This window comes from Ktedonospora formicarum (assembly GCF_016587355.1).
In the GTDB taxonomy this organism is placed as follows: domain Bacteria; phylum Chloroflexota; class Ktedonobacteria; order Ktedonobacterales; family Ktedonobacteraceae; genus Ktedonobacter; species Ktedonobacter formicarum.
Genome location: NZ_BNJF01000007.1, coordinates 115282 through 137720 on the forward strand (window position 1 = coordinate 115282; position 22439 = coordinate 137720).

The 22439-nt window shown below is 52.0% G+C and carries 27 protein-coding genes and 1 pseudogene; 11 read left to right on the forward strand and 17 right to left on the reverse strand.

Going from position 1 to position 22439, the window contains the following annotated elements; all coding sequences use genetic code 11:
- Positions 1 to 89 precede the first annotated feature (89 nt).
- Entirely contained in the window at positions 90 to 416 is a 327-nt protein-coding gene (locus K3T82_RS40315) for an antibiotic biosynthesis monooxygenase family protein (RefSeq protein WP_220199144.1), read from the forward strand.
- Between the two features lie 10 nt (positions 417 to 426).
- Here the strand turns inward: K3T82_RS40315 and K3T82_RS40320 are convergent, their stop codons facing one another.
- Positions 427 to 942 (reverse strand): NUDIX domain-containing protein, encoded by a 516-nt coding sequence (locus K3T82_RS40320; protein ID WP_220199145.1) that lies wholly within the window; start codon positions 940 to 942, stop codon positions 427 to 429.
- A 259-nt stretch (positions 943 to 1201) separates the two neighbouring features.
- On the opposite strand from K3T82_RS40320, the gene K3T82_RS40325 reads away from it, so the two are divergent.
- Positions 1202 to 1882 carry a DedA family protein gene (locus K3T82_RS40325; protein ID WP_220199146.1) on the forward strand — a complete coding sequence of 227 codons (681 nt, stop codon included), beginning with the start codon at positions 1202 to 1204 and terminating at the stop codon, positions 1880 to 1882.
- Positions 1883 to 2070: 188 nt separating this feature from the next.
- Here the strand turns inward: K3T82_RS40325 and K3T82_RS40330 are convergent, their stop codons facing one another.
- Positions 2071 to 2925, reverse strand: coding sequence for a bifunctional 5,10-methylenetetrahydrofolate dehydrogenase/5,10-methenyltetrahydrofolate cyclohydrolase (locus tag K3T82_RS40330; protein ID WP_220199147.1), 855 nt, complete (start codon positions 2923 to 2925; stop codon positions 2071 to 2073).
- A gap of 4 nt (positions 2926 to 2929) precedes the next feature.
- Complete coding sequence (locus K3T82_RS40335; protein WP_220199148.1) at positions 2930 to 3553, reverse strand: cyclodeaminase/cyclohydrolase family protein; 624 nt, start codon at positions 3551 to 3553, stop codon at positions 2930 to 2932.
- 264 nt (positions 3554 to 3817) lie between these two features.
- On the opposite strand from K3T82_RS40335, the gene K3T82_RS40340 reads away from it, so the two are divergent.
- Positions 3818 to 4546 (forward strand): endonuclease III domain-containing protein, encoded by a 729-nt coding sequence (locus tag K3T82_RS40340; protein ID WP_220199329.1) that lies wholly within the window; start codon positions 3818 to 3820, stop codon positions 4544 to 4546.
- 38 nt (positions 4547 to 4584) lie between these two features.
- On the opposite strand, the gene K3T82_RS40345 is transcribed toward K3T82_RS40340, so the two are convergent.
- The 4 genes from K3T82_RS40345 to ltaE all read right to left on the reverse strand — a co-directional run bounded on the left by K3T82_RS40345 (position 4585) and on the right by ltaE (position 8772).
- A complete protein-coding gene (locus K3T82_RS40345; protein WP_220199149.1) occupies positions 4585 to 5778 on the reverse strand; it encodes a trypsin-like peptidase domain-containing protein in 1194 nt (397 codons plus the stop codon).
- Positions 5779 to 5788: 10 nt separating this feature from the next.
- On the reverse strand, positions 5789 to 6166 hold the full coding sequence (locus K3T82_RS40350) for a CU044_2847 family protein (RefSeq protein WP_220199150.1): 378 nt from the start codon (positions 6164 to 6166) through the stop codon (positions 5789 to 5791).
- A 120-nt stretch (positions 6167 to 6286) separates the two neighbouring features.
- Positions 6287 to 7447, reverse strand: coding sequence for a TDT family transporter (locus K3T82_RS40355; protein ID WP_220199151.1), 1161 nt, complete (start codon positions 7445 to 7447; stop codon positions 6287 to 6289).
- 257 nt (positions 7448 to 7704) lie between these two features.
- Positions 7705 to 8772, reverse strand: a complete 1068-nt coding sequence (ltaE, locus tag K3T82_RS40360) for a low-specificity L-threonine aldolase (RefSeq protein WP_220199152.1) — start codon at positions 8770 to 8772, stop codon at positions 7705 to 7707.
- A gap of 301 nt (positions 8773 to 9073) precedes the next feature.
- Here ltaE and K3T82_RS40365 point away from each other — a divergent pair.
- Together K3T82_RS40365 and K3T82_RS48545 are read left to right on the forward strand one after the other, a co-directional pair.
- Positions 9074 to 9615, forward strand: a pseudogene (locus K3T82_RS40365) (SDR family oxidoreductase); the annotation flags it as partial.
- Positions 9616 to 9663: 48 nt separating this feature from the next.
- On the forward strand, positions 9664 to 9891 hold the full coding sequence (locus tag K3T82_RS48545) for a hypothetical protein (protein WP_236031852.1): 228 nt from the start codon (positions 9664 to 9666) through the stop codon (positions 9889 to 9891).
- 124 nt (positions 9892 to 10015) lie between these two features.
- On the opposite strand, the gene K3T82_RS40375 is transcribed toward K3T82_RS48545, so the two are convergent.
- A complete protein-coding gene (locus K3T82_RS40375; RefSeq protein WP_220199154.1) occupies positions 10016 to 10180 on the reverse strand; it encodes a hypothetical protein in 165 nt (54 codons plus the stop codon).
- A gap of 144 nt (positions 10181 to 10324) precedes the next feature.
- The gene (locus K3T82_RS40380; RefSeq protein ID WP_220199155.1) at positions 10325 to 10684 is read right to left on the reverse strand and encodes a gamma-butyrobetaine hydroxylase-like domain-containing protein; all 360 of its coding nucleotides are present in this window, start codon (positions 10682 to 10684) and stop codon (positions 10325 to 10327) included.
- Positions 10685 to 11049: 365 nt separating this feature from the next.
- Here K3T82_RS40380 and K3T82_RS40385 point away from each other — a divergent pair, with 365 nt between their 5' ends.
- The 5 genes from K3T82_RS40385 (at position 11050) to K3T82_RS40405 (ending at position 16559) form a co-directional block, all read left to right on the forward strand.
- A complete protein-coding gene (locus tag K3T82_RS40385; protein ID WP_220199156.1) occupies positions 11050 to 12534 on the forward strand; it encodes a pentapeptide repeat-containing protein in 1485 nt (494 codons plus the stop codon).
- A 265-nt stretch (positions 12535 to 12799) separates the two neighbouring features.
- Positions 12800 to 13501: a 3-oxoacyl-ACP reductase family protein gene (locus K3T82_RS40390; RefSeq protein WP_236031869.1), complete on the forward strand. Its 702-nt coding sequence runs from the start codon at positions 12800 to 12802 to the stop codon at positions 13499 to 13501.
- 252 nt (positions 13502 to 13753) lie between these two features.
- Positions 13754 to 14623, forward strand: coding sequence for a class I SAM-dependent methyltransferase (locus tag K3T82_RS40395; protein ID WP_220199157.1), 870 nt, complete (start codon positions 13754 to 13756; stop codon positions 14621 to 14623).
- Positions 14624 to 14781: 158 nt separating this feature from the next.
- Positions 14782 to 15591: a GAF domain-containing protein gene (locus K3T82_RS40400; RefSeq protein ID WP_220199158.1), complete on the forward strand. Its 810-nt coding sequence runs from the start codon at positions 14782 to 14784 to the stop codon at positions 15589 to 15591.
- A gap of 164 nt (positions 15592 to 15755) precedes the next feature.
- Positions 15756 to 16559, forward strand: coding sequence for a hypothetical protein (locus K3T82_RS40405; protein ID WP_220199159.1), 804 nt, complete (start codon positions 15756 to 15758; stop codon positions 16557 to 16559).
- A gap of 109 nt (positions 16560 to 16668) precedes the next feature.
- Here the strand turns inward: K3T82_RS40405 and K3T82_RS40410 are convergent, their stop codons facing one another.
- Both K3T82_RS40410 and K3T82_RS40415 read right to left on the reverse strand, forming a co-directional pair.
- Positions 16669 to 17298 carry an ATP-dependent Clp protease proteolytic subunit gene (locus tag K3T82_RS40410; RefSeq protein ID WP_220199160.1) on the reverse strand — a complete coding sequence of 210 codons (630 nt, stop codon included), beginning with the start codon at positions 17296 to 17298 and terminating at the stop codon, positions 16669 to 16671.
- A gap of 103 nt (positions 17299 to 17401) precedes the next feature.
- Positions 17402 to 17665: a DUF4177 domain-containing protein gene (locus K3T82_RS40415; RefSeq protein ID WP_220199161.1), complete on the reverse strand. Its 264-nt coding sequence runs from the start codon at positions 17663 to 17665 to the stop codon at positions 17402 to 17404.
- A 213-nt stretch (positions 17666 to 17878) separates the two neighbouring features.
- On the opposite strand from K3T82_RS40415, the gene K3T82_RS40420 reads away from it, so the two are divergent.
- Positions 17879 to 18274: a helix-turn-helix domain-containing protein gene (locus tag K3T82_RS40420; protein ID WP_220199162.1), complete on the forward strand. Its 396-nt coding sequence runs from the start codon at positions 17879 to 17881 to the stop codon at positions 18272 to 18274.
- Positions 18275 to 18403: 129 nt separating this feature from the next.
- Here the strand turns inward: K3T82_RS40420 and K3T82_RS40425 are convergent, their stop codons facing one another.
- From K3T82_RS40425 to dhaM, 6 genes are all read right to left on the reverse strand, one after another.
- Positions 18404 to 18781: an ACT domain-containing protein gene (locus K3T82_RS40425; protein WP_220199163.1), complete on the reverse strand. Its 378-nt coding sequence runs from the start codon at positions 18779 to 18781 to the stop codon at positions 18404 to 18406.
- Between the two features lie 13 nt (positions 18782 to 18794).
- Positions 18795 to 19826, reverse strand: a complete 1032-nt coding sequence (locus tag K3T82_RS40430; RefSeq protein ID WP_220199164.1) for an alcohol dehydrogenase catalytic domain-containing protein — start codon at positions 19824 to 19826, stop codon at positions 18795 to 18797.
- 29 nt (positions 19827 to 19855) lie between these two features.
- On the reverse strand, positions 19856 to 20230 hold the full coding sequence (locus K3T82_RS40435; protein ID WP_220199165.1) for a cupin domain-containing protein: 375 nt from the start codon (positions 20228 to 20230) through the stop codon (positions 19856 to 19858).
- A 156-nt stretch (positions 20231 to 20386) separates the two neighbouring features.
- Complete coding sequence (locus K3T82_RS40440; protein ID WP_220199166.1) at positions 20387 to 21484, reverse strand: threonine aldolase family protein; 1098 nt, start codon at positions 21482 to 21484, stop codon at positions 20387 to 20389.
- Between the two features lie 167 nt (positions 21485 to 21651).
- On the reverse strand, positions 21652 to 21927 hold the full coding sequence (locus K3T82_RS40445) for an HPr family phosphocarrier protein (RefSeq protein ID WP_220199167.1): 276 nt from the start codon (positions 21925 to 21927) through the stop codon (positions 21652 to 21654).
- 59 nt (positions 21928 to 21986) lie between these two features.
- Positions 21987 to 22433, reverse strand: a complete 447-nt coding sequence (gene dhaM, locus K3T82_RS40450; protein ID WP_236031853.1) for a dihydroxyacetone kinase phosphoryl donor subunit DhaM — start codon at positions 22431 to 22433, stop codon at positions 21987 to 21989.
- Positions 22434 to 22439 lie beyond the last annotated feature (6 nt).

The following is a 22439-nucleotide window of genomic DNA, read 5'->3' on the forward strand; positions in this document are numbered from 1 at the left end:
AGGCTCCATCGAGCCAATGACATACGGGTATTACAGGCTTCTGGCATACTAACTATAGTAGAATTCCGCCAGAAAGGATACCCGTAATCATGACGATGATCTGCAAAGAGCAACCACTCGTCACCCTTATCAATATCTTTACGGTCGCGCCCGAGCAGCAGAAAGCACTATTGGACAACCTGATCAAGGTCACGCAGGAGATTATGTATAAGCAACCCGGTTTCATTTCAGCGAACCTGCATAAGAGTCTGGATGGAACAAAAGTCACGAACTACGCGCAATGGCGCAGTCGAGCCGACTTCGAGGCCATGCTGCAAAACCCCGAGGTTCGCCAGCACATACGGCAGGCCTCACAAATCGCTATCAGTGCCGAACCAACACTCTATGAAGTCTCTTTCATTGCTCAGAGTGACTAGTAGATAGCTATTACCGGCGTGTTGATGGTCTGGGCACGGGATGGACCGAAAAATCGCTCGGCTCTACGCCCTGACCGGCAAGCGCCATTTCGATGAGATGACGATGCGAGCGCAGCAGTCCAGCCGGAAGGTCATCCGGTGCATAGAACCGCGCTTCAATAATCTCACGTGGGTCCAGGCGCATTTCTCCGCCCTCCAATCGCCCCACAAAACTGACTTCCAGGCGCAGTTTATAGCCACTCACAATGCGCAATACGCGCTCAATGGTTACTTCCAGACCCGTTTCCTCCTTGAGTTCGCGGCAGAGTGTGGCCTCCAACGCCTCTCTCTGCTCCGCGTAGCCTCCTGGAAGCCCCCAGGTTCCTTCGCGCCAGAAGCGATGACGCAGCAGTAAGACTTGCCCTTGCTCATTCCAAATCACGCCTGAGACGCCAACGATGAACTTATGATGCATGATCCAGAGCAGGTACCATTGCATGGTTCCAATTCTGAACATATTCCAGAGACGAGCTAGCAACACATTCATACAAAATCCCTTCGATATCTAAGGCTTCCTGCTCAGAGAGGCGTGTTTGCGACAATTTTGCAACATTTCTGTGACACTTCTAACATGCCTTCTGCAGAACCAATCGTTATACTAGTAAAGTAACAGCATAAGCGAGGGTATTTCATATCATAAGCGTTTCAGACGTTTATACTGAAAGATACTATTTCACCCTATGGCCCTGTGACATTTGATATGACCTTAAAAGCTCTCTTCATAAATAACGAAAAGAGGATGCGACATGGATGTAACGACGTTTTTTTCGCTCCAAACCCTCGAAGGCTTGATCAATACCTTTGGCTATCCCGCTATCATTCTCTTCATTATGATTGAAAGCGCTGGCATCCCTCTGCCAGGCGAAACAATGCTGCTCGCCGCTTCTTTCTACGCAGCAACCAGCCATCATCTACAATTGCCCATCGTCTTACTTTGCGCGGCATCGGGCGCAATTATCGGCGACAATATCGGCTTCTATATTGGACGTACCGGCGGAAGACGTTTCGTTGAACGCTTTGGCAAGTACTTCTTTGTGAAGATGAGCCATTTAGAATACGCAGAGCGCTTCTTTGTTAGGCATGGAGCCAAGACAGTCTTCTTTGGCCGCTTTATCACCCTGCTAAGGATCTGGGCCGCCTTCCTGGCCGGTGTAAACCAGATGCCCTGGCGCACATTTATGCTCTATAACGCGCTGGGTGGTATCACCTGGACAGTGCTAATCGGAGGTCTTGGTTATCTGGCAGGCACCTTCTTTAAGGATCACTTTGACCAGGTAGAGCACTTGGTCAAGTTTGTAGGTTGGGGAGGATTAGCGCTTGTAGCAGTCATTGTCCTGGTCGCCTTTATCGTCGTGCGTCGCCGCCGCGCCCGTCAGATTGAGGAGCAGATATCAAAGAATGATGACCCATCTGATAGAGCCGCCTAAAATCCTGAAAAGGCGAGGAGCACGCGACCATGCGTTGCTCCTCGCCAAATGAGGGGGACTCGATGGGAATAAGAGATGCTCATGCTCATCAGTTTTAAATGAGCCTACAGTGGCAAGTGGCAAACAGAAGACTTGAAACCTGCTTATGTCACCACGCTACTAATCAGTACCCCGCTCTAATGTACCCCTCATCCCTGCTGTCGCCAGGCGGCCTCAATGCATTGCTTCAGTAACAAGACATTGGTTAATGGTCCTACGCCACCCGGCGTGGGCGTCACTGCTCCCGCGACCTCGCTCACCGAAGCAAAATCCACGTCACCCACAATTCCGCCCTCTGGTAGCGCGTTAATGCCCACATCAATTACGGTCGCGCCTGGACGCACCATTTCTGCCTTTACCATAGTAGGACGTCCCACTGCCGCAATCAGGATATCAGCTTCACGAGCAATTTTCGCTAAATTCTGAGTACGTGAATGGCAGACGGTAACCGTGGCATTGCGCTGCAAAAGCATAAAAGCCAGAGGTTTGCCAACGACATTGCTGCGCCCAAGGATCACGACATTCTTGCCATCCAGAGGCGTCTTTGTGCGCTCAAGCACCTCCACTACAGCGGCGGCGGTGGAAGGCACAAAGCTGGGGAAGCCAAGCGCCAAATTACCTGCGCTCAAGGGACTGATCCCATCAATATCCTTTTCGGCTGCTAGCGTCTCAGCAACTACCTGTTGCGAGAGATGCGCGGGTAGGGGCATCTGTACAATGACACCATGCGTCGCGCGATCCGTGTTTAAATGCAAGAGCACATCACGCAATTCCTCGTTGGTAGTCTCGACAGGTAATAGCTCCAGGCGTGCCTCCACGCCTAGTTCTTTCGCGATGCGCAGAATGGCTTTACTATAGACACCGGACGCGGCATCACCTTCTACACGAACAATGGCAAGGCCAGGAACCTGACCATGCGCTTGATGAAAGCGCTGGACCTCTTCTTTGAGCTCACCCTTGATCTCAGCGCTCAACTTGCGTCCATCAATCGTCGTTGCCGTCATCGCTCTAGCCCCTCTCCTCAATCGCGCGGATGACCTGAATGGCCTCCGAAGTGATCTGCTCCAGAGCGCTATCCAGGCGATTGCGAAGTTCCTGAGCCTTATCGGCATCCTTGAGTGAATTTAGATTGACATTCACCATCCAGGCGGCTCCATTCCCTGCGGCGGAAGCCATTGAGGTCGCGGTCGCGATATCACTGAGCACATTCTTGTTGCCGATCTGGGCGACGCGCTTACAGCACTGAACCAATGCCAGGGCGCGCTCAACCATGTCCAATGGCACCAGCGCCGCCTCAACAAGTGCCCCCTGGACGGCCTGGGTTCGCGCGGTCTTCTCCTCAGCCGTGCTCCGTGGCATTTTGAAGCAGGCGGAAAGCTTGCCATAGGCTTCGATGTCCAGACGCATCAACTCCTGAAAGCGCGAGCGTAGCGCTTCGCCTTGCTCAATCAGCTCTCCAATCTCCTGCTGAACAGCGGCATAATCGGCTTTCCCCACAGTCAAGCGAGCAACCATGCAAGCCAGGCTCGCGCCCATGGCTCCACTTAATGCTGCTGCTGAGCCACCACCAGGGGTCGGCTGTGATGAGGCCAGATCATCTAGATATTGTTGCAAAGTCTTATCTAAATACATATGTCATCCTTCAAAGGTGATTTTATTGGCATGTCCTCTTGGCGAAAATCGCTTCGCGAACGCGAGGGGCTCTCCCATTACTCATTCTAGCATTGCGCTCAACAACGCGTCGAGGCTGCATGACCACCAGGGTCCTCTCCCAAAGCCTGAAGGCAGAGGAAAAATGGTACATTGGGAAGCCATTCTCTACCAGCATAGACCAAGAGAGCCTTCTCGCTCGTCATAGAAAAGAGAAGATAGACCAAGAGAGAAGGATAAGCTTGTATGACCATAACACCTGGCCCGCGCGAACATCTGGAACGGATTTATGATAGTCTGATTGCCTACTATGGCGAGCCCAAATGGGAGCCGGACCATGATCCCCTGGGTGGACTAATAGGGACCATCCTTTCCCAACATACCTCCGATATCAACTCAGGGCGAGCCTATCAGCGACTCATAGAAACCTTTCCCGCATGGGAGGAAGTTAGAGATGCGCAGACGAACAAGGTCGCGGAGGCGATCAAGAGTGGCGGACTAGCAAACATCAAAGCGCCACGTATACAGAATGTGCTCCATACACTCACTGAATGGCAACAGGAGCAAGGAGGAAAGGATTCGCTAGCTAATTTTCTCAATGCGGAGCTGAAAGAGCGGCCTTTAGAGGAGGCATGGCACTATCTCCAGCAGATGCCGGGCGTAGGGCCAAAAACGGCGGCCTGTGTGCTCTTGTTTAACCTGGGACGCCCATTAATGCCGATTGATACCCATCTACATCGTCTCACGCATCGACTAGGATTGATTGGGCCAAAGGTCAGCGCCAATCAGGCACACACGATCTTTCTCAAGGCGCTGCCTCCCGAGTGGGCCTATACTCTGCATGTCAACCTGATCCAGCATGGACGCACCATCTGTCACGCGCAACGCCCCAAGTGCGGCCACTGCCCCCTGTACGCTGAATGCGCCTATGTGGGCAGCATCGATCCGCAAGAAACGATGCTGCCCACAAAATGAACATGAGAGGGGAAGGTCCCCTCTCTCCTAAAAGCACCTTATGCTGTCATGGCCTGCCAGACCTGTTCGACGAGTAGGCGTATAGCGCGCGCAACCTCAGTCAGTTTGACCTCGGTTTGCCCGATACTGAGAAAGCTTCGATCGAGTGGAAGCTGTTGTAGGCCTCCAAAAGACTGTGTCCGCCAGTCTTCCACCGGACGCATCAGGATAGGAACGACATTGACACACGGCGGATCATAGCGTCGCATCGCGATCTGCACCAATTCATCAATGATATCCGAGGCAAAAAAGTCTGGGCTGAGCAGGAGAAGAATGATGTCAGCTTCCTCAACCTGCTTGCGCAGCTCAACATTGGTCTTCCGCCCGAGCGCGATATCTCGCTCATACCAGAGGACCATCTCACGCTTTCGCCGCAGTATCGACAGGTGGGTAAGCAAATCCTGGCGCAGGCGAAGATCCTTCTTGTTGTCAGAACACAGATCCACAATGCGCACAGGGCGCTGACCCGTAAAGGCTCCAGTAGCGCGCACAAGCTCATGGCGCTGGCGGGGGTCCAGGCAATTGAGCCAGCGGGAATCCTCCTGATGGGCGAGTTGCTGCAAGGCAACCAGTTCGGGCAGAGCCTCAAGGACGGCCCGAGTAGGAATGGCACGTCCTCCAACGTCGCTTTGAGAGCCACGCGTCTGCTGCATCACACCACAGACAGTCCCATTACGTGTGTGCAGCAAGGGCGCGCCACTAAGTCCATGCTGTGCCTGCCCTTCGCGAAGCTTCAGGAGATAGCGACGCTCATCCAGCCAACTTTTCCCCTCAGCGACAAAGGCAACCTCATCACCACCAGCGAAGCGTTTCTCGTTAAATCCACAGCTCGAAAGTTCATCTTTCTCCATAATGGCTCGCGTATCCAGGTAGACACAGGGATGAGTCGTCAAGGCAATACGCAACAATGCCAGGTCGGGATAGATTTCGCTAGCCTGGGGATCATGAGGGAGCAATTGGTTATGGACGACGCTATACTCATAACGTTCGATTCGCGCTTCTCCAAGGCTTGTGCCCATGGAGGAATATGCCAGAAGTGTTCGCCCACTCTCATACGCTTGACGTACTACGTGCGCGCAGGTCAGAATATACCCCGGAGCAACAAAGAAGCCAGTTCCCAGACTTGTTTCGCCCATAAACAGAGATACCACACACTGTCGCAAAAATGCCCTCAAGGTCTGCTGGTCTGTCATAAGACAACCCCTACTTCGCTATCTCATCTTGAGCAGACTCACGTCGCTCCCATTCAAGAGTGATTTTGAGATTCGCTTTCCCTGAGCCTTTTACCAGCAGAGCCGAGAGGTTGCCAGATTCATAGCCAACCTCCAGGCCGAACTCGGCGCAAGCTTTGCTAGGCTGCACCTCACGCCACACCTTCACCAGGGTTTGTGACAGACTTTTGACAGTGTTGGTCACACGCTCAAATGAGAGACATTCATTTTGACCAATATAGCGGTCGTCCAGTATGCCATCAGTGAGAGGAGTTGCCTCGATATAGATGATCGTTTCATCATCCAGGCGAACCGGTACGAGGTGACGTCCGCTATTAAACTCTTGTGGAGAAGAATAAGGGTCGTTCATAGTATGCACTCCTTGCGCTACAGACTGCTAAATGAAGAGAGGCGCTTTTAAATCCAGGTTCAATTATAGCAGTTTTCACCTGTTATAGCACTCTCTCTCATCTAGCTCGCGTCATATCCGTTAGTCGAAGGATGAAGGGAGTAACATACTTGCCTTTATGTGCGTCTGCCGCAAGGAGTGTGTGATATGGCGCATGGTACTAGTGGAGACGAGCAACCAGAGGGCTGTAAGCAGCAGCAAAAGCAGGAAGCCACAGATCATAAAGAGGCGCGTCGGGACATGCTCATGCAGGGCATAGGTACCAGTTGTCATCACCCCAACTGGGTAGATGAAGGACCACCAACTTAGGTTAAACGGCAGATGAACACGCGCAGCACGCACGGTCATCATGATAGCCAGGGCTAGCCAGTAGAGACCAAAGCCCCAGGTCATCAACCCATAGGCCATGCCCGCCCCCTGCAAAATGTCTGATAGTGAGGGCAGATGATTCTCTGCCTGCTTTCCTAGCGCCATGACAGCGGTTGTGGATTGTCCGAGCGGACCAATAACAATCCATAGGGTCGGCACAAGCGCGCCTTTCGGCACCTTATGATAGGCCAGGCGTGAATAAAAGAGCACAATTGTAATCGCGGCCAGGATGATCCCTGTTCCCCACAGCGCGTAACTGAGCAACAAAACTTCCAGGTGCAGAGAGGCAGGCCAGTAAGGCGCAAGCAAGGCACCAGGCACCGCCGCTCCGATCAGCGGTACCACCGGCAGCAACCAACTTCCATAGGTATGCTCGGCCTGTAGGTTGTGGCAGGTAAACATATAGTAGGGAACAACAATCGCAGAGAAGAAGCTCCCCAACACCCCACAGAGCCAGAGGATCTGCGCGCACAGCACGCAGAAGGAGGCATCAAACACCAGAGGTCCAATCAGCATAAAACCGCTCGCGACGGTAAAGCAAGCCATAGGGGGTGCGCCTAGATTCTGAGCCTGTGTCAACGTCTGTAGGCTCATACGAAAGCGCGCGGGATAGCGAAGATGGTGAATGCACCACAGCAAGAGCAGAGATGCTAGAAGCACAAGATCTATCAGCCAGAAACCTACAGCAATATGTTCAATAAGGGGAATCTTGATAGGTGACAGAATCAGGCAGATTGCCAGAATACCAGTTCCCATCACACAAGAGAACCAGCCCGGCGTAATGGAATGAATAGCAAGAGAGAACCAACGGGAGATGTGAGAAGTAATATTTTGACGACGTGTATTACAAGGCTGATTGCGTTGAACGCCCATCAGTCTGGTTGCCTCCTTCTTCAAAGACGAAAAAAACGGCAGGCACCTGCTCCACCTATCCCCAGTATACCAATATCCCAAAATCGAAGTTTACCAACACAATCTATGGGTTTTCACGAAAACATTGTATGTATTGAGAGTCCAAAAGTGGTGCTTGAGCTTGAGGGGGCAAAGGAACAGAAGCGAGACCGCTCTAAATGGAGTGCATCGCTTCTGCTGATGCAAAAGCGATGCACTCCATCAGAAGAGAGAGTCTATCAGGCTACAGTAATATCTCGCAGAGCTTGGCGAATACCATGAAGGGTTGCAGAGATATGATCGTCCTCAATGCCATAATGCGTGACGGCACGTACACGACCTGACCCGAGCTGTCCCATCAAAATGCCTTGCTCGCGAGCCGCCAGGAGAAAGCGCTCAGTCTCCTCCGAATTCAAAGGTTGTTGATTGGTATCTAGTACACGGAAAATCACCATATTGGTCATCACAGTATCCAGGTTCACCTCAATCTGAGGCATATCCATCAAACCCTGAGCCAGACGCTTACAACGTGCGTGATCTTCGGCAAGGCGCGCCACCATATTTTCCAGCGCCACAATGCCTGCCGCCGCTATAAATCCAGCCTGGCGCATCCCACCACCCAGCATCTTGCGAGTCCGCATCGCGCGCCCGATGAATTCCTTGCTCCCGACGAGCATCGATCCCACAGGTGCACTCAAGCCCTTCGAGAGACAGAACATTAATGAGTCAACGGGTCGCACCAGTTCACTTACAGGAATCCTCAGGGCTACCGCTGCATTAAAGATACGCGCCCCATCCATATGCAGGGGAATCGAATGTTCATGCGTGATGCTGGCGATAGACTCTAATTGTTCGACTGTGAGCACAGTGCCCCCACAGCGGTTATGCGTATTTTCAACGCAGATCAGACCAGTTGGAGCTACATGCACATCCTCCTGACCCGCGATCCCATCGCGCAGACGCTCCAGGTCAAGCATACCGGAAGAGAGCGTTGGCACCACGTACATCGGCGCTCCACCCAATGACGACGCCCCACCAGCCTCGTAGTGGTAAATATGCGACTCACTGCCTACGATAACTGACTGCCCACGCCCAGCGTGCGTCAAAATGGCGATGGCATTCCCCATGGTGCCTGTGGGCACAAAGAGGGCTGCCTCCTTCCCCGTTATCTCCGCCGCCATCTCTTGCAAACGGTTTATCGTAGGGTCTTCGCCATAGACGTCGTCACCCACCTCCGCGCGATACATTGCCTCGCGCATCTCGGGTGTTGGCAGTGTTACTGTGTCGCTACGCAAATCCACAAACATGCTTCGTTACTCCTTTGCAAATATAGACAGTTCCCAGACCAGGGTTATCATCTCTTCTAGAAATCACTGATAGTATATGCCCTTTTACTAGCCTATGCGCAAGGAACGCTCTTTGAAAAGATATACAAAAATAGCCTCCTATATTAGCGTACCCCCCTCTCATGCCAGAAAGTGTCAAAATAAGATTTGTTCTACACGCTTGACCTGGCGTTTGACAAGCAAGAGAGTGAGGAGATAAGATCAAATGCAGTAGCTCATTTGTTAGCTGTCTTTCAGTCTTCAACCAGAGAGGAGCGGAACAATGTCCCTCAAAGAGTTCTCAGGAGCGGTCGCAGTCGTCACTGGCGGCGCGAGCGGCATTGGCAAAGCAACGGCGCGCGCCCTCTATGCACGAGGAGCACATGTCGTCATCGCTGATTTGAATGAACAAGCTCTGGCACCGGTCGCTCAGGAAATCCGTGAGTCATTCCCTAATGCCCAGGGGCAGGTGGTCACCTTCACCCTTGACGTCACCAACGAGACCCAGGTTCGGGCATTGATGCAACAGGCAGCGACAATCAACGGACGAGTCGGTATAGTGGTTACATGCGCGGGTCTGGGAAAAGGAGGGCCCATCGATCTATTTACTGGTGAGGAGATGCAACGCTTGATGGATGTCAACTTTATGGGGACCTATCATAGCGTTCGAGCTGCGCTCCCGTATATGCGTCAACAGGGCAGCGGTCATTTTGTGCTTATCAGTTCCGTGGCAGGCAAGCTCCCCCACCCATATTAACAGGCTATGTCGCAAGCAAGTGGGCAGTACGAGGCTTCGGTGCAGCCTTACGCGCGGAACTTTATGGTAGTGGCATTGGCGTCAGTACTGTCTATCCAGCCTGGGTCGATACTCCCATGATTCATCAGGAGGAAGGCTTTAATTTACAAATCGAGGCCCTTCTCACCCCTGAAATGGTCGCGGACGCCATCATCCAGGGCATAGAAGCGGAGCAAGCGGATATAACACTCGCGCCGAATAAGGATATCGCGTATGCACTGCAGATCATGCAGAAAGATGAACAGAAAGCCGTGGAGATGATGGGCGTGTCATTCTCCAAACAGCGCTCACAACAAAAGGCATAATATAAGCACTGAAAGGCATCGTTGATGATGTCTTTCTCTGTCTGCGGTCATCCGGGTGGTCTCACTTCTGATAGAGGACGAAAGGTGCCACACCTCTCTCCCCTGGTCTGCTTATAACAGCGGATCAGTGGGAGACAGCAGAGGCACCAAAGAAGATCATAACAAGGACCCAACTGAGCACTAGTGCGATGAAGACACGTAGCGCCAAACCAGACACCTGAAAATGTCTCCGTCGCGAGGGTCTCATGGTCGCAGCCGTCTCGCGCGACGACTCAGTCTCCATTCTCATGACTGTAGTCTCCTTAGTAGATGCAAATAGAGCCTGCGTTCCCGCTCTAATACATCTCGTGAGTTGCCCTTGGAGACATGGTAGAGCTTTGACACACATCACTACTACATGAAACGGTGCCAAAGCGAAAGTTTAACGTAACTATTACCTTCTGGTATGTCTTTCCACCTGAGGAGCATTTCGCTTGCATTCATCACATTCACACATAGCCCGTAGCTTCTCAAAGGTATAAATACCCGTCTTATGCCCATCTTCCCAGATTGGGGTCAGGCCATAGCGACCAACGGGCTGTAAATTCACCAGCGTCGTCTCCTCGGTAGTCAGGTTCTCACGGCTCTGAAGCATGCCAGGTTGTCCACCTTCGCCCGCACACCAGGCACAGGGACATGCCCAACGCAATGTTTCCCAGTTATGCAAGCTCTCATGCTCATCGCTCCACGTTAAGATCAATTGTCGTTTCTCCTCTTCAAGCAAAAAGGAGACTGGGACAAGGTAATTGCTCATAATCGCGCTCCCAAGATAGGCCGTTTGTCTAAGCCAATAGTACCCAAAGAGGGACACAGTATTCCCTCTTCACATCAGCCTTATTATAATGTTTTTCAGCTTCTCTAGTCTATCTGACAAGTAGTACTCTTTGTAGTCTAGAAACAGCCAGGGTGAGAGTTATATTATACTGAAGAAACAGGTGTCAAAAACAGTTATCAAAAACAGCTATCAATATAGAAGCGCCTGATCGCATCCGTGGAAGGGTATTTAAAAGGTGTGTCCCCCGGTCAGCCAGTGCTGACACAGAGATATACAGATTACAGCAATAGCGCGACTGATGTAGAGAAGGTCCTCAGTAGTTTACTTGTGGAGCAAGACGTATTATGGAAATAGTATTAGTTGTCGTGAGCGTCATTATTTTGATTGCAGCACTGGTTCTAACATATAGAACGCAGAAAAAGCTGCAACAGGCCTCCGAACAAACACAGGCCCAACAAGAAGTGTGGGAGAAGGCGCAGGATACTCGTCAACAGCAGTGGCGCACGGAGCAGGAAAAGCATCTCACCGAAATCGAGCAGCACATCCAGGCTCAGATTCATCACCTGCAAACATCCTGGAAATCCCTTGAGGAGTTTGAGCGCCAACAACGTGAAGATTTGAGGCAAGCCTTCGAAAACTCAACCAGGCAAGCACACGCCGAGTTCGAACTGGCGCGCATTCCACGTGTTGAAGATGTGCCTCTCCCTGTGAAACAAGATCAATCCGGCAAATCAACCCCTCGCGGGCAGCGGGTCAATCTTAGTGGCACCGATCTCTCACAGCGTGACCTCTCCTCGCGCTATCTGGGACATGCCAATCTGAGTGAGACCATATTGCACGACGCCAAATGCTTTATGGCAGACTTCTCCTGGGCCAATCTCAGAGATGCCGATCTTGCCAATGCCGACCTTTCAGGCACGAACCTGACTCATACCGACTTACGCGGCGCGAACCTGAACGGCGTCAACTTCCTCGCCGCCGACCTGTACAAAACCAATCTTATCGGCGCGAATCTGCTCAATGCCCGCAATCTGACTGCGGAACAGCTTCGTACCACTGTTTACGACGACAGCACTCTGCTAGACATTGAGCCTAAAAAGGTTCAAACGAATCAGGATGGTGGTGCCACCCTTACCAATATGCGCGCTATCCGCACCACCAAACAGCAGCCAGCAGCACCACCTACATCCCAGGTGACGCCAGCCGTTGAGCCACCCGTCACTCCCATGCCTTCAACGAACAATATTCCCGATCTCGCCATTGAGCAGCCCCCTACAAGTGGCACAGAAAGCAAGGTGGATGACGAGAACGCGATGCAGTGGCTCTCCTATCTCAATACGACTCCTTCTAAACAACTAGAGCCGTTACCAGAGGTATCCCTGGCGGAATTTGATCCGTTAAGCCTTGCTCTGCTTACACCCATACCTCAAGAAGAGATGGAAGTAGAGAAAAACGAGTCTATCCCCCAGGGAGAAGCATTTGAGCCAGCAACTTATGAAGAAGAAGAACAAACGAAAGAAGAGCAACCTGAACCAGTGGAAACATTGGTCAGTGAAGCAGCACCTTATACCTCACCTGCGCGTGGGATCCTTTCAAATACACTTCTTCCCTACTCACTTCCCGAAACTGAAGGCAGTGGTTCCTATGTGCTAGAAGGGGAACCTTCCGCTCTCTCCCCACATCTCTCTGGAAGTAGTTTGCTCGATTTGGAAGACGCGGCACTTCCCGAAATCGAGCCGGAGCAGAAAGAGGTTGTAGCCTCAGCCTCAAAACTCAGCGGGCAACCAACCACTGAGCATAACCAGTCTTCTGAATCAGAAAACAAATAACCTCATAGGCAAGAAGCGGCATATGTCCGCCTCTTGCCTTCTCTTGTGCTTTTCTGTTATCCTCTTAGCGAATTCATTGTTGTGCTCCACGGGCGCATGTATAGACGCAATGTGGTACACTTCATAACGTTATGCTTGCATCTATGCAATTATAGCGGGCCAAACTGACCACAACACTTTTTGAAGAGGAATATAGCAGCATGGCAAACGAACAAACCCTCCCCTCGCCGGGAAAATCGCCCTCGTTACAGGTAGCGGACAAGGCATTGGGCGCGCTACCGCGCTACGACTGGCACGAGCCGGAGCAGATGTCATCGTTAATTATCGCAGCAACGCCGATGCCGCAGCCGATACCAAAAGCAGCATCGAGGAGTTAGGACGTCGCTGCGTCGCCATCAAGGCCGACGTCAGCCAGGAAGAAGATGTGACTCGTCTCTTTACCGAGGCAGCACAGGCCCTGGGCCCTGTGACAATCCTCGTCAACAATGCCGGTACCACCCGCGATAAACTTATTTTGCAGATGTCACTAGCCGACTTCCAGCATATCATTGATAGCAACCTACGCTCAACCTTCCTTTGCACCAAGGCCGCGCTCCGAGGGATGATGAAGGCGCGCTGGGGCCGCATCGTCAATGTCGCCTCAATTTCAGGACTTCTCGGGAACGCGGGACAGGCCAATTACAGTTCCTCCAAAGCCGCCATTATCGCGCTCACCCTCAGTACAGCACGCGAAATGGCTAGCCGCAATATCACAGCCAACGCGGTCGCACCTGGCTTTGTGCCAACCGAACTCACTTCAACGCTTACTGAGGCCCAGCGGAAATTCATGATCGATTCGACTCCGCTCGGACGCTTTGGCACTCCAGACGAGATCGCTGCTGCCATCTCATTCCTGTGCCAGCCCGAGGCAAGCTTCATTACCGGGCAGATCCTCAACGTTGATGGCGGTATGGCAATGCATATTTAACTCTTTCTCAGCAAAGCCTCTTCTCAGTACAAGGCTTTAACCCTCCCATACAATGGTGAAGCACCGGAGGCCACTGAAGATCAAAATAAGTTTGCAAGCGACCCTCGATGCTTTGCCAGCCACATTTTGATTAACCGCTCTTTCCTTATTTGACCCAGGATATATATCTACTGAAACTTTTTTGTTTCGGGTTGTATCTAATCTTCTTAACAAGTAGGAAATCCTACACTAGGTGTTAAGGAGGCTATATACATGGGCTTAATTGAGACTGACGAGACAAATAAATTTACCTTTGAACCTTTCGCGGCTCACCCCTTTTATACAGAGGTCAACCGCGCGCTTGTACGCCAGGCGCTAGGACACCTGTCACAGAAGAAGGACAACCAGACGATCACCGTGGTTGACATGGCCTGTGGCACTGGCGCTATCTCGCGCCTGGTCATCGAAGAGATGGAACGCCAGGGAATGCTCGCACAGCTTCGCCTCATTGGTGTCGATCCTTCAGCTGAAGCGTTGCGCAGAGCAAGGAAGGGCGTCGACGAAATGGGCTTATCCGTCCAGGTTGAGTTCATTCAGGGTGAATCAGAGGATCTGCCCAAACTGGTTCAGAATGTAGATCTCGCATTCTTCTGCAACGCCATCCATCTACTCACAGATAAGCAGACCGCCTTTCAGATGGTAGCATCCATTCTGGCGCCTGAAGGTATTTTCGCCTGCAATAGTGCCTTTTATAATGGCACCTATGCCACTGGAACGGATCGCTTTTATCGCCTCTGGACCCGGCGTGCTGTCGCCTGGCTCCGCAAAGAGCATCCCGAGGCTCGCCTCTCGCGTGAGGCAAAGGCAGCCGCCATGCAATGGGTTGATAGTGACGACTATGTTCGACTTTACCAGGAAAGTGGTTTCGAGCATGTCGACATCGTGCAGGAAACCGCGAATATTTCGCTCGATGCATGGCGCGATCTGGGACAATACTGGCTCTTTATCGAGGGTGCGTTGCCAGGAGTCCCACTTGCTCAGGGAGCACAGGCTCTTGAGGTCGCAGTTTATCAGGCGGGCGAAGAACTGGGGCTGCAAGAGGTGCCACGCAACTGGCTCCAAATGGTGGGCATCAAAAAGTAATTGGCGTGACTCCTTAGCGCGTAAGCACTAAGGAGTCTTTTTTTATCTCAAACGCTTTTATCTTTTCCAACGCCACCATCACTATTGACTTTTGTCTATCAAGCCACTACTATATATGCGATAATGCTCGACACATCCATATTTGCAGGAGGAGTCTGATGCAAGAAGAATTCGCAAGCCCGCTAGAAGATACTACTCCTTCAAACATTCCATCGGACTTTTATATTGAGCTGTTCGAGACACGCTCGACCGTTGCCGAGAATCTTTATTACTGGACACTCTGTAACCAGATTCTGCGCAATGCGCTGGCGCAACTCGATCCACAGCACAAGGGCATGAGCCTATGGATTGCGCGTTGTATGCCACCAACAAACCCTACTGGCAAGGTACGCAGCCTGTACGAGAGTGAGGGAATGGGCACTGCTCCCTGGAAGGAAAACCTGGAGCATGATGGCATGTTCCTCGGTGCTGAATCGCTAGCCGGGCACGTGGTGACAATTTTTCACTACAAGGTAGTCAATAACCTGGAAGAAGAGGTGACACTGGTACCCGTCGCTCCATCTCCACATGAAAAAAGCTGCGCAATTTTTCCAATCCTCTACTCAGGACGTATCGCTGGAGTTCTCTCGGCAGCTAGCACACAACTCAATTATTTCAGCGCGCCAAATCGTTTAGCTCTCCTGCAAAAGTATGCTGATTTGATAGCTTTAATCTTCTCGCCTGCAGAATTTTATGCACCTGAACAGATCGCGCTACATGTCATGCCCATTCAGGAGCAACAAAAACCGTTTTTTACGCGCTTTAACGACCTCACCCGCAAGAGTATTATGACAGCGGCGGAACACAATCAGCACACCAATAATGCCGAGGCGGAGAACCAGGTACGCGCTCAGCTTGAAGAGGATCTCTTGCAATATGCCATCCAGAATGCACTCAATGGAGATACCTCTCATCATAAATCAGCCTAGTATCCCTCTTCCGCAAGCCTGAGTAGAATACAGTCCATTACCTGACACTGCCTGATGGTGTCAGTGATCATGGCAATGATACATGTGAGCCTTGACGCAATTTGTATCAGAGACTACACTACCCAGAGAATGTAGTTTCGCAAGCAGAGAAGGAGCGTCAGATAGTGCTGGATGACTTTACACAGGAACTCCATCCACGCTGGTCACAGACTTGTCTGGGGCCTGGCACAATAGCGCTTCACGAGTCTATTCTACGCATGGCTCTTCCCGAGGTCCAACAAGGCACATACGCCGATGCCCAGATTGATGATTACGGCAAACTCGCCCGCAAGGACTTTCCCTGGCAGCCTCCTTTACGGATGGAGGTACGCGCCCGAACCTCACATCCTTCCGCGACGCCTGCCTCCACCGCTCATGATTCGCGGATGCTGCGCGGCACGGCGGGATTTGGCTTCTGGAACTATCCCTTCTCTGTCCGTGGTGATATTCTTATGCTGCCAGAGGCTATCTGGTTCTTCTATGCCTCACCGCCCTCAAATATGGCACTGGTGCCTGGTCTACCTGGCTGGGGCTGGAAAGCGCAAGTCGTGCATAGTATGCGCCCCGGCGCGCTCCTGGCAACTATTCCAACGGCGCTGGCGACCGGCCTGGCACTCACAACAGGCCGTACCCGCCCGGCTAGCCGCTGGCTCCAACGCCTGAGTGGCACCCAGGAAGCACTCTTAAACACGAATCTGTTGGAATGGCATACCTATGTCCTGGAATGGCATGCCAATGCCGTCCTCTTCTGGGTGGACGATGAACCTATTCTGCGTGCCCCCAATCCTCCTACACGTCCCCTGGGCTTTGTAGCCTGGCTCGATAATCAGTATGCTATCGCTACCCCTCGTGGTGTTCTGCGCTTCGGCACTGTCTCTAGCGGCCCTCAGTGGCTAGAGCTAGACTCCGTGCGTATCGATCCTCTTTAAATATAGGTATCACGCATAGGTCAATACAACAGGAAGAGGGGGTGAGCAAGCCTTTTCACAACACTTGCTCACCCCTATACAGCGACATTCAGAAGATTTGACTCCTCGCCTATGCCTCTTCAGAAGATTCCTCTTTTGGGAGGTCCTTCTTGGCGAAGGGCAGAATCTCATCAATGATGCCATACTTCTGCGCCTCAAGCGCGCTCATATAGAAATCGCGGTTCGTGTCCTGCTGAATACGATCCAGCGTCTGACCCGTATGTGCATGAATGATATCATTCACTTCGCTCCGCAGATGAATGATCTCGCGAGCATGAATATCAATGTCCGACGCCTGCCCGCTCAAGCCGCCCATCAAGGGCTGGTGCAGATGGATACGGGCATGTGGCATCGAGTAGCGCCGCCCCTTCTCACCAGCAAGGAGCAGGATTGTACCAAAACTGGCCGCATAGCCGACACAAGTGGTAGAGATGGGACAGGGCAGGACCCGCATCGTATCATAAATCCCCAGCCCGGCATTCACTGAACCACCAGGACAGTTAATGTACATATTGATTTCGCGTTTACTATCTTCAGCGGCGAGATAGAGCAATTGAGCTACCACCAGACCCGCCAGATTATCTTCAATTGGTCCATTCACGAGCACAATTCGGTCACGCAACAAGCGTGAGAAAAGGTCATAGGCTCGCTCACCACGACCAGTATTCTCAAGTACGGTTGGCACTAATAAGCTTGACATCGCTATTGCTCCTTTTTATGGCATAATCTTTCGTTGGTCAACGCCACACTCTCATGAATAAGGCCTATCATGACCAGAGGTAACACTTTCAACTCTTTCGCGCCTATTGACTCTGCCGCATCAAGTAATAATGGATCTTGCCACCTTTACTTGTTGACCGCTCATCAAGAATGGTGGTTAATACCCAACCTTCTTTTCCCAGCTCGCTCAAGTATTGCGCATCTGGGAGCGCCTCTTCGCGCGGATCAATGGTCAGTACTTTATATTCCCATTGCGCCGCCTGCGCCGCTTCATAGACCATCGGAATAAAGGCCGAACCATGTGTATCTTGCTTTTCCATCGTAAAGCCCCTGATGGGTCGTTGCATGAACATGCTGTTCTCCTTTCATGCACCTCTCTATGCGTAGCCTTTCCATAGAGAGAATGCCGCTTCTACGTGTATTCGCTGTGTATACTACAAAGTTTTTCATTTCGTTGACTTGAATATAGCACGCCAGTAGCGTATACTCATAGGGAAAAGCTATGCTGTTAGCATATCCACCACCAGAGCAATGCTGTTAGCATAGGAAGGGAGAAAGCAATGGGTGATTTACAGGAAATCCTGGGCCGTGTCGTCAGGCGCGAGCGCCAGGAACAGAACCTTACAATTAAAGAACTAGGCGAAAAAGCCGGCCTTTCAGAGATCTATGTGGGGGAGATTGAACGCGGACAAAAGTATCCCTCCGCAAAGGTATTGGAGAGCCTCGCGGAAGCCCTGGAACTCGATATCGCCGAACTACTAGAGTTTGTCGCGGAGGAGATTCGGAGTGAACGTGAGCCGCAGGTCACCAGCGTCATTGGCTTTCTACCTGGAGCACCTGGACAACACCGGCGCACGGTTGTAAAACGCATGGTCAACCTGCTTGATGAGGGGTCTATTGAAAGCGTCGCCAACTTCAGCGCATTCCTGCTCTCGAAGCATACCAACCTGAACTAGGCTCAATGGCATACACCAAAGGGGATTCTCCGAACAGTTTCGCGAAACTGTTCGGATGAGCCGCTACACAAAACACATATCGAAGATACTGAGCAAGACGTACAACTATGTGCTAACTGAGCGGAAAAGTCAGACAAGGAAGGTATAGCCCAGGGCCTCCAGGACCGCTCTTGCTCGCTCAAGATGAGCCTCCTTGAGCAGCAGGTAGTCGGTATCATATGTTGAAATAGCAAAGATGGGAATGCCCGCTCCGGAGAGAGGGGTTGCCAGCCCTGCCAGGATACCTGTCAACGAGAAATCCAGTGGACCCGCGACCTGAAGCGCACGCCAGCCATGCTCGACACGCACGCCATCTGGTATGGACTCTGTCGCACACACTATAGAGAGTTCATCAACTGTATAGGTAATAGAGATGAACTCACGTCGCTTCCATGCCCAGGCTGGAACCTCTTGCCGCGCCTCCAGACGGCATACACTTAAGGGTAAATCTAGAATTGTTAATTGCATTTTCCAATATCTCTCAGAGCGTATCAAAGCGAATGACAACTTTCAGCGCTTGCCCCGGATGTGCGACGAGATCGAACGCACGCGACACCTCTTCCAGGGGCAGCACATGAGTAATCATGGCCTCCGCGTTTATTGCGCCCATCCGTAGCAGATCTAACGCCTGGCGTGTCTCATAGGGACCCGCCGAATAGCTGGTCCTCAAGGTAATTTCCTGGAAGAAAAGCGTATGGGGAGTCACAGAGACGCGCGCCTCTGGTGGAGGTGGCGCGAAGAATAAGACAGTTCCTCCTCGCTCAACCAGTTCCAGGCCTTGCTGCATGACCGCGGGGCTGGAAGGGGTAACAATGACGACATCTGCTTTCCGGCCTTCATTCGCAGCCTTCACATACTCTTGTAACGCCCCTGCTTGTGGATCAAAGGCAGCATCGACACCTAACGTCAGCGCCAATTGACGCCGCATAGGAAGCGGGTCTGAGATAAATACACGCAAAGCACCGTGGCGGCGCGCCAGTTGCGCCAGCATCACCCCATTACTACCCGCGCCAAGCACAAGTACGCTATCTCCCTGGCGAATATTTGCCCGGTTGATACCACGAATGCAGCAGGCCAATGGCTCAATTAAAGCCGCGATCTCGAACGACAGCCCCTCTGGAAGAGCTAGCACATCACGCTCGACATTGGGTGCGGGTACCCGTACATACTCGGCCAGACCTCCAGGATAGAGCCTGGTCGCTCGGAAGGTCGCACATTGCGAGAATGCTCCATGCTGACAGTAGTGGCAGAGCATACAGGGGACATGATGGTGCAAGAAGACAGCCTGTCCAGGCTGAAATGTCGTGACCCCGGCGCCGACCGCCACCACAACACCCACCGGTTCATGCCCAGGATAGAGAGGAGCGCGAGGACGCATATACCATTCCATAACATCGCTGGCGCAGATACCACAGGCATTGACCTGCACAAGCAATTCCCCCGGCCCAATCTCTGGCACAGGCATCTCTACAATGCGTACGTCATCATTCGCGTGATACTCAACGACACGCATACAGGTATCCTCTCCTATCGCCAATTCTTTTAGCGCTTTGCTGGCACAACGCATAAGAATCCAAAGGTATCCTCGCCTGACGCGACAAACTGGTGAACTTCATTTCCAGAGATATAAATGACATCACCCGCAGACACCTCATGCTCCTCTTCGCCCAGGCGCAGGCGTGCCTGTCCATGCAACACATAGACACCATGATCGTGCGCGTGTTGATCAAGTGAGGTATACCCTCCTGGCTGGACCGCGAAGTAGCGCATATGGAAATGCGAGGAATCCTCATCATTCCCTATCAAAATCTGGCGGGTCGCGTTCAGAGCAGTGCTGTTCTCAGGGCCATACGCACGCACCATAACGTTCTCCCAACGCATCTCACCGCTGGCAATGGATGTGAATCGCTGAATCACGCTCATTCTTCACCTCATCATAGCCACATCAAGCCGCCAGCTAGGCAGCTTGATTCTTCTTTTCTTCGTAACACGAAATTAATCCCACCTACGCTCCAAACCTTTCCAAAACGCGACTCCCTCCGCACCAAGAATTGACGCGTATTGATCTACAACTTATGCTTCAGCCAATTCAAAGACGCGCTGGAAGAGGTGCGCGATATCCTCAGTTGCGATATCCATACTTGCCTCGCCGATGGTTAACTCAAACTTGGAATAGCCTGGCAGCAATGTTGGCACCAGCCCTCGGAAAAGCATCGTCCGTGTCTCTTCAGCGATCTGCCAGGAGGCATCGATCAATCGCTCACGCTCACCATGCAAGAAGACATGCATCATATTGGTCTGTGGTATCCGAGGCAAGACTTCAACCTGTGGCAAGACCGAAAGAGCCTCGGCAATCTCTTTAGCCTTAGCACAATACTCGGCGATCCTGCCCAGGTGCTTCTCTACCCCCTTTTGTGCTGAAAGCACATACGGATAGAGGCTGAAGAGATTCCCTCCCTGTCGCCTTTGCCAGATACGCGCCTCAGCGATGATATCAGCGGAGCCAGCTAGGATTGATCCAGAAATCCCACCGAGGATTTTGTAAAAAGACACATAGACTGTATCGAAAAGGGCGGCTATCTCGCGATACTCACGCTGGTAAAATGGCTTGCATTCCCAGAGGCGCGCGCCATCCATGTGCGTAGCAATATTGTGCTCCCGCGCCCAATCAGTTATCGCGGTCAATTCTTCCCAGGCAGGCAATTGTCCACCGATCTCACGCTGCGGCAACTCTATAAGGAGCGCACCCAGCGACTCGGGGATCTGACGCAGATCATCCAGCGTAAATAAACGATGCTCTGAGCCTAACAATACGCGCTCCAGCCCATGCAGGCGCTGATAACTATCAAATTCATGAAGTTCTAAATGGCAGGTGGGATGATACGCGATGCGTTTGCGCCCTCGGCGCTCACACGCGATACGCAAGACAATTGGCTGGCACATGGTACCGCTGGGCATGAAAACCGCCGCCTCTTTCCCCAGCAAATGCGCGATCTCAGCTTCAAAAGACTCGATCAGTTCACCTGTACCGTAACGGTCCGCCTGTGCCTCTTCATCCACATACTCGACCAGCCCACTCAACACCTGGCGCGGCGATTGAGGATAGTGCTGATGTATAAAGCGCTCACAGTGCTGAAAAATGCGTGCCTGCTCCTGTTGTGTGATTGTCATATCCCTGATTATTCTCCTTTCCGAGAGACAAAGAACCCTCGCTAGTATAACATGACTTATGGAGAGCTATCACACAAAAAAAACCTGGATACCTTGTAGCTTATGTATCCAGGGCTTAGAGAAAATACGCAAGATGCACTAACGGCAAATCTTATCTTCAACCGGATTTATTCATCTTCATCGAAGTTACGCGCAGCCAGAGCTGAGAGCGCCTCCACTGCCTCATTGGCATCAACGCCTTCAGCACGTACCCGAAGCTCAGAACCTTGTGGAACCCCAAGCTTTAACACAGCCAGAATACTTTTCGCGTTCGCGACTTTCCCACCAGCTAGAAGATGAATCTCGGCATCAAAACAGGCAGCCGTCTGCACTAGTAAACGCGCAGGGCGCGCATGCAACCCAACCTTGTTCCTGATATTGAGAATAGCTTCTACAGCCGCCATAGGTATTCTGCCTTCCATGTGGAATACTATAACATCACAAACCAAAGGAGCTGCGGCTATCAATTAGTTTTGGGTAAAGTGTGCGCTTCCGCTGCCGCTGCCGCAACCTCATCCAGGTCATGCCCAATTGAAGCTTCAACTGCGGCTATGACGGCTCCCTCAACCAGCGCTGCAGAACTCACCACAACGCGACGCGAATTCTTTTCTGCCTGATATGCCTCAACAGCCATTTCGACCGACATCGCGGCGCTCCCCAAATCTAATAGCACAAGTACACCATCGTGTCCTTCTACCCTATGGAGTGCGTCAAGAATCCGCTCAACAGATGTGCCAAGTGAGCCATCAAGAGCGCCGCCTGCCGCCACCATGGAGACCTTCCCTTGAGCCATCTGGTCCGCCAACTCCACAACCCCCTCCGCCAGGCGCGCGCTATGTGACACAATGACTAATCCAACACTCATCATCGAAACCTCGGCTAAAGCCTCTCTGCGAACCTGAGCACGCAAACGCTG

Coding starts and splice junctions, on each gene's coding strand:
- K3T82_RS40315 (WP_220199144.1), top strand. CDS start 90: ATGACGATGATCTGCAAAGAGCAACCACTCGTCACCCTTATCAATATC.
- K3T82_RS40320 (WP_220199145.1), bottom strand. CDS start 942: ATGAATGTGTTGCTAGCTCGTCTCTGGAATATGTTCAGAATTGGAACC.
- K3T82_RS40325 (WP_220199146.1), top strand. CDS start 1,202: ATGGATGTAACGACGTTTTTTTCGCTCCAAACCCTCGAAGGCTTGATC.
- K3T82_RS40330 (WP_220199147.1), bottom strand. CDS start 2,925: ATGACGGCAACGACGATTGATGGACGCAAGTTGAGCGCTGAGATCAAG.
- K3T82_RS40335 (WP_220199148.1), bottom strand. CDS start 3,553: ATGTATTTAGATAAGACTTTGCAACAATATCTAGATGATCTGGCCTCA.
- K3T82_RS40340 (WP_220199329.1), top strand. CDS start 3,818: ATGACCATAACACCTGGCCCGCGCGAACATCTGGAACGGATTTATGAT.
- K3T82_RS40345 (WP_220199149.1), bottom strand. CDS start 5,778: ATGACAGACCAGCAGACCTTGAGGGCATTTTTGCGACAGTGTGTGGTA.
- K3T82_RS40350 (WP_220199150.1), bottom strand. CDS start 6,166: ATGAACGACCCTTATTCTTCTCCACAAGAGTTTAATAGCGGACGTCAC.
- K3T82_RS40355 (WP_220199151.1), bottom strand. CDS start 7,447: ATGGGCGTTCAACGCAATCAGCCTTGTAATACACGTCGTCAAAATATT.
- ltaE (WP_220199152.1), bottom strand. CDS start 8,772: ATGTTTGTGGATTTGCGTAGCGACACAGTAACACTGCCAACACCCGAG.
- K3T82_RS48545 (WP_236031852.1), top strand. CDS start 9,664: ATGATTCATCAGGAGGAAGGCTTTAATTTACAAATCGAGGCCCTTCTC.
- K3T82_RS40375 (WP_220199154.1), bottom strand. CDS start 10,180: ATGAGAATGGAGACTGAGTCGTCGCGCGAGACGGCTGCGACCATGAGA.
- K3T82_RS40380 (WP_220199155.1), bottom strand. CDS start 10,684: ATGAGCAATTACCTTGTCCCAGTCTCCTTTTTGCTTGAAGAGGAGAAA.
- K3T82_RS40385 (WP_220199156.1), top strand. CDS start 11,050: ATGGAAATAGTATTAGTTGTCGTGAGCGTCATTATTTTGATTGCAGCA.
- K3T82_RS40395 (WP_220199157.1), top strand. CDS start 13,754: ATGGGCTTAATTGAGACTGACGAGACAAATAAATTTACCTTTGAACCT.
- K3T82_RS40400 (WP_220199158.1), top strand. CDS start 14,782: ATGCAAGAAGAATTCGCAAGCCCGCTAGAAGATACTACTCCTTCAAAC.
- K3T82_RS40410 (WP_220199160.1), bottom strand. CDS start 17,298: ATGTCAAGCTTATTAGTGCCAACCGTACTTGAGAATACTGGTCGTGGT.
- K3T82_RS40415 (WP_220199161.1), bottom strand. CDS start 17,665: ATGCAACGACCCATCAGGGGCTTTACGATGGAAAAGCAAGATACACAT.
- K3T82_RS40420 (WP_220199162.1), top strand. CDS start 17,879: ATGGGTGATTTACAGGAAATCCTGGGCCGTGTCGTCAGGCGCGAGCGC.
- K3T82_RS40425 (WP_220199163.1), bottom strand. CDS start 18,781: ATGCAATTAACAATTCTAGATTTACCCTTAAGTGTATGCCGTCTGGAG.
- K3T82_RS40430 (WP_220199164.1), bottom strand. CDS start 19,826: ATGCGTGTCGTTGAGTATCACGCGAATGATGACGTACGCATTGTAGAG.
- K3T82_RS40440 (WP_220199166.1), bottom strand. CDS start 21,484: ATGACAATCACACAACAGGAGCAGGCACGCATTTTTCAGCACTGTGAG.
- K3T82_RS40445 (WP_220199167.1), bottom strand. CDS start 21,927: ATGGCGGCTGTAGAAGCTATTCTCAATATCAGGAACAAGGTTGGGTTG.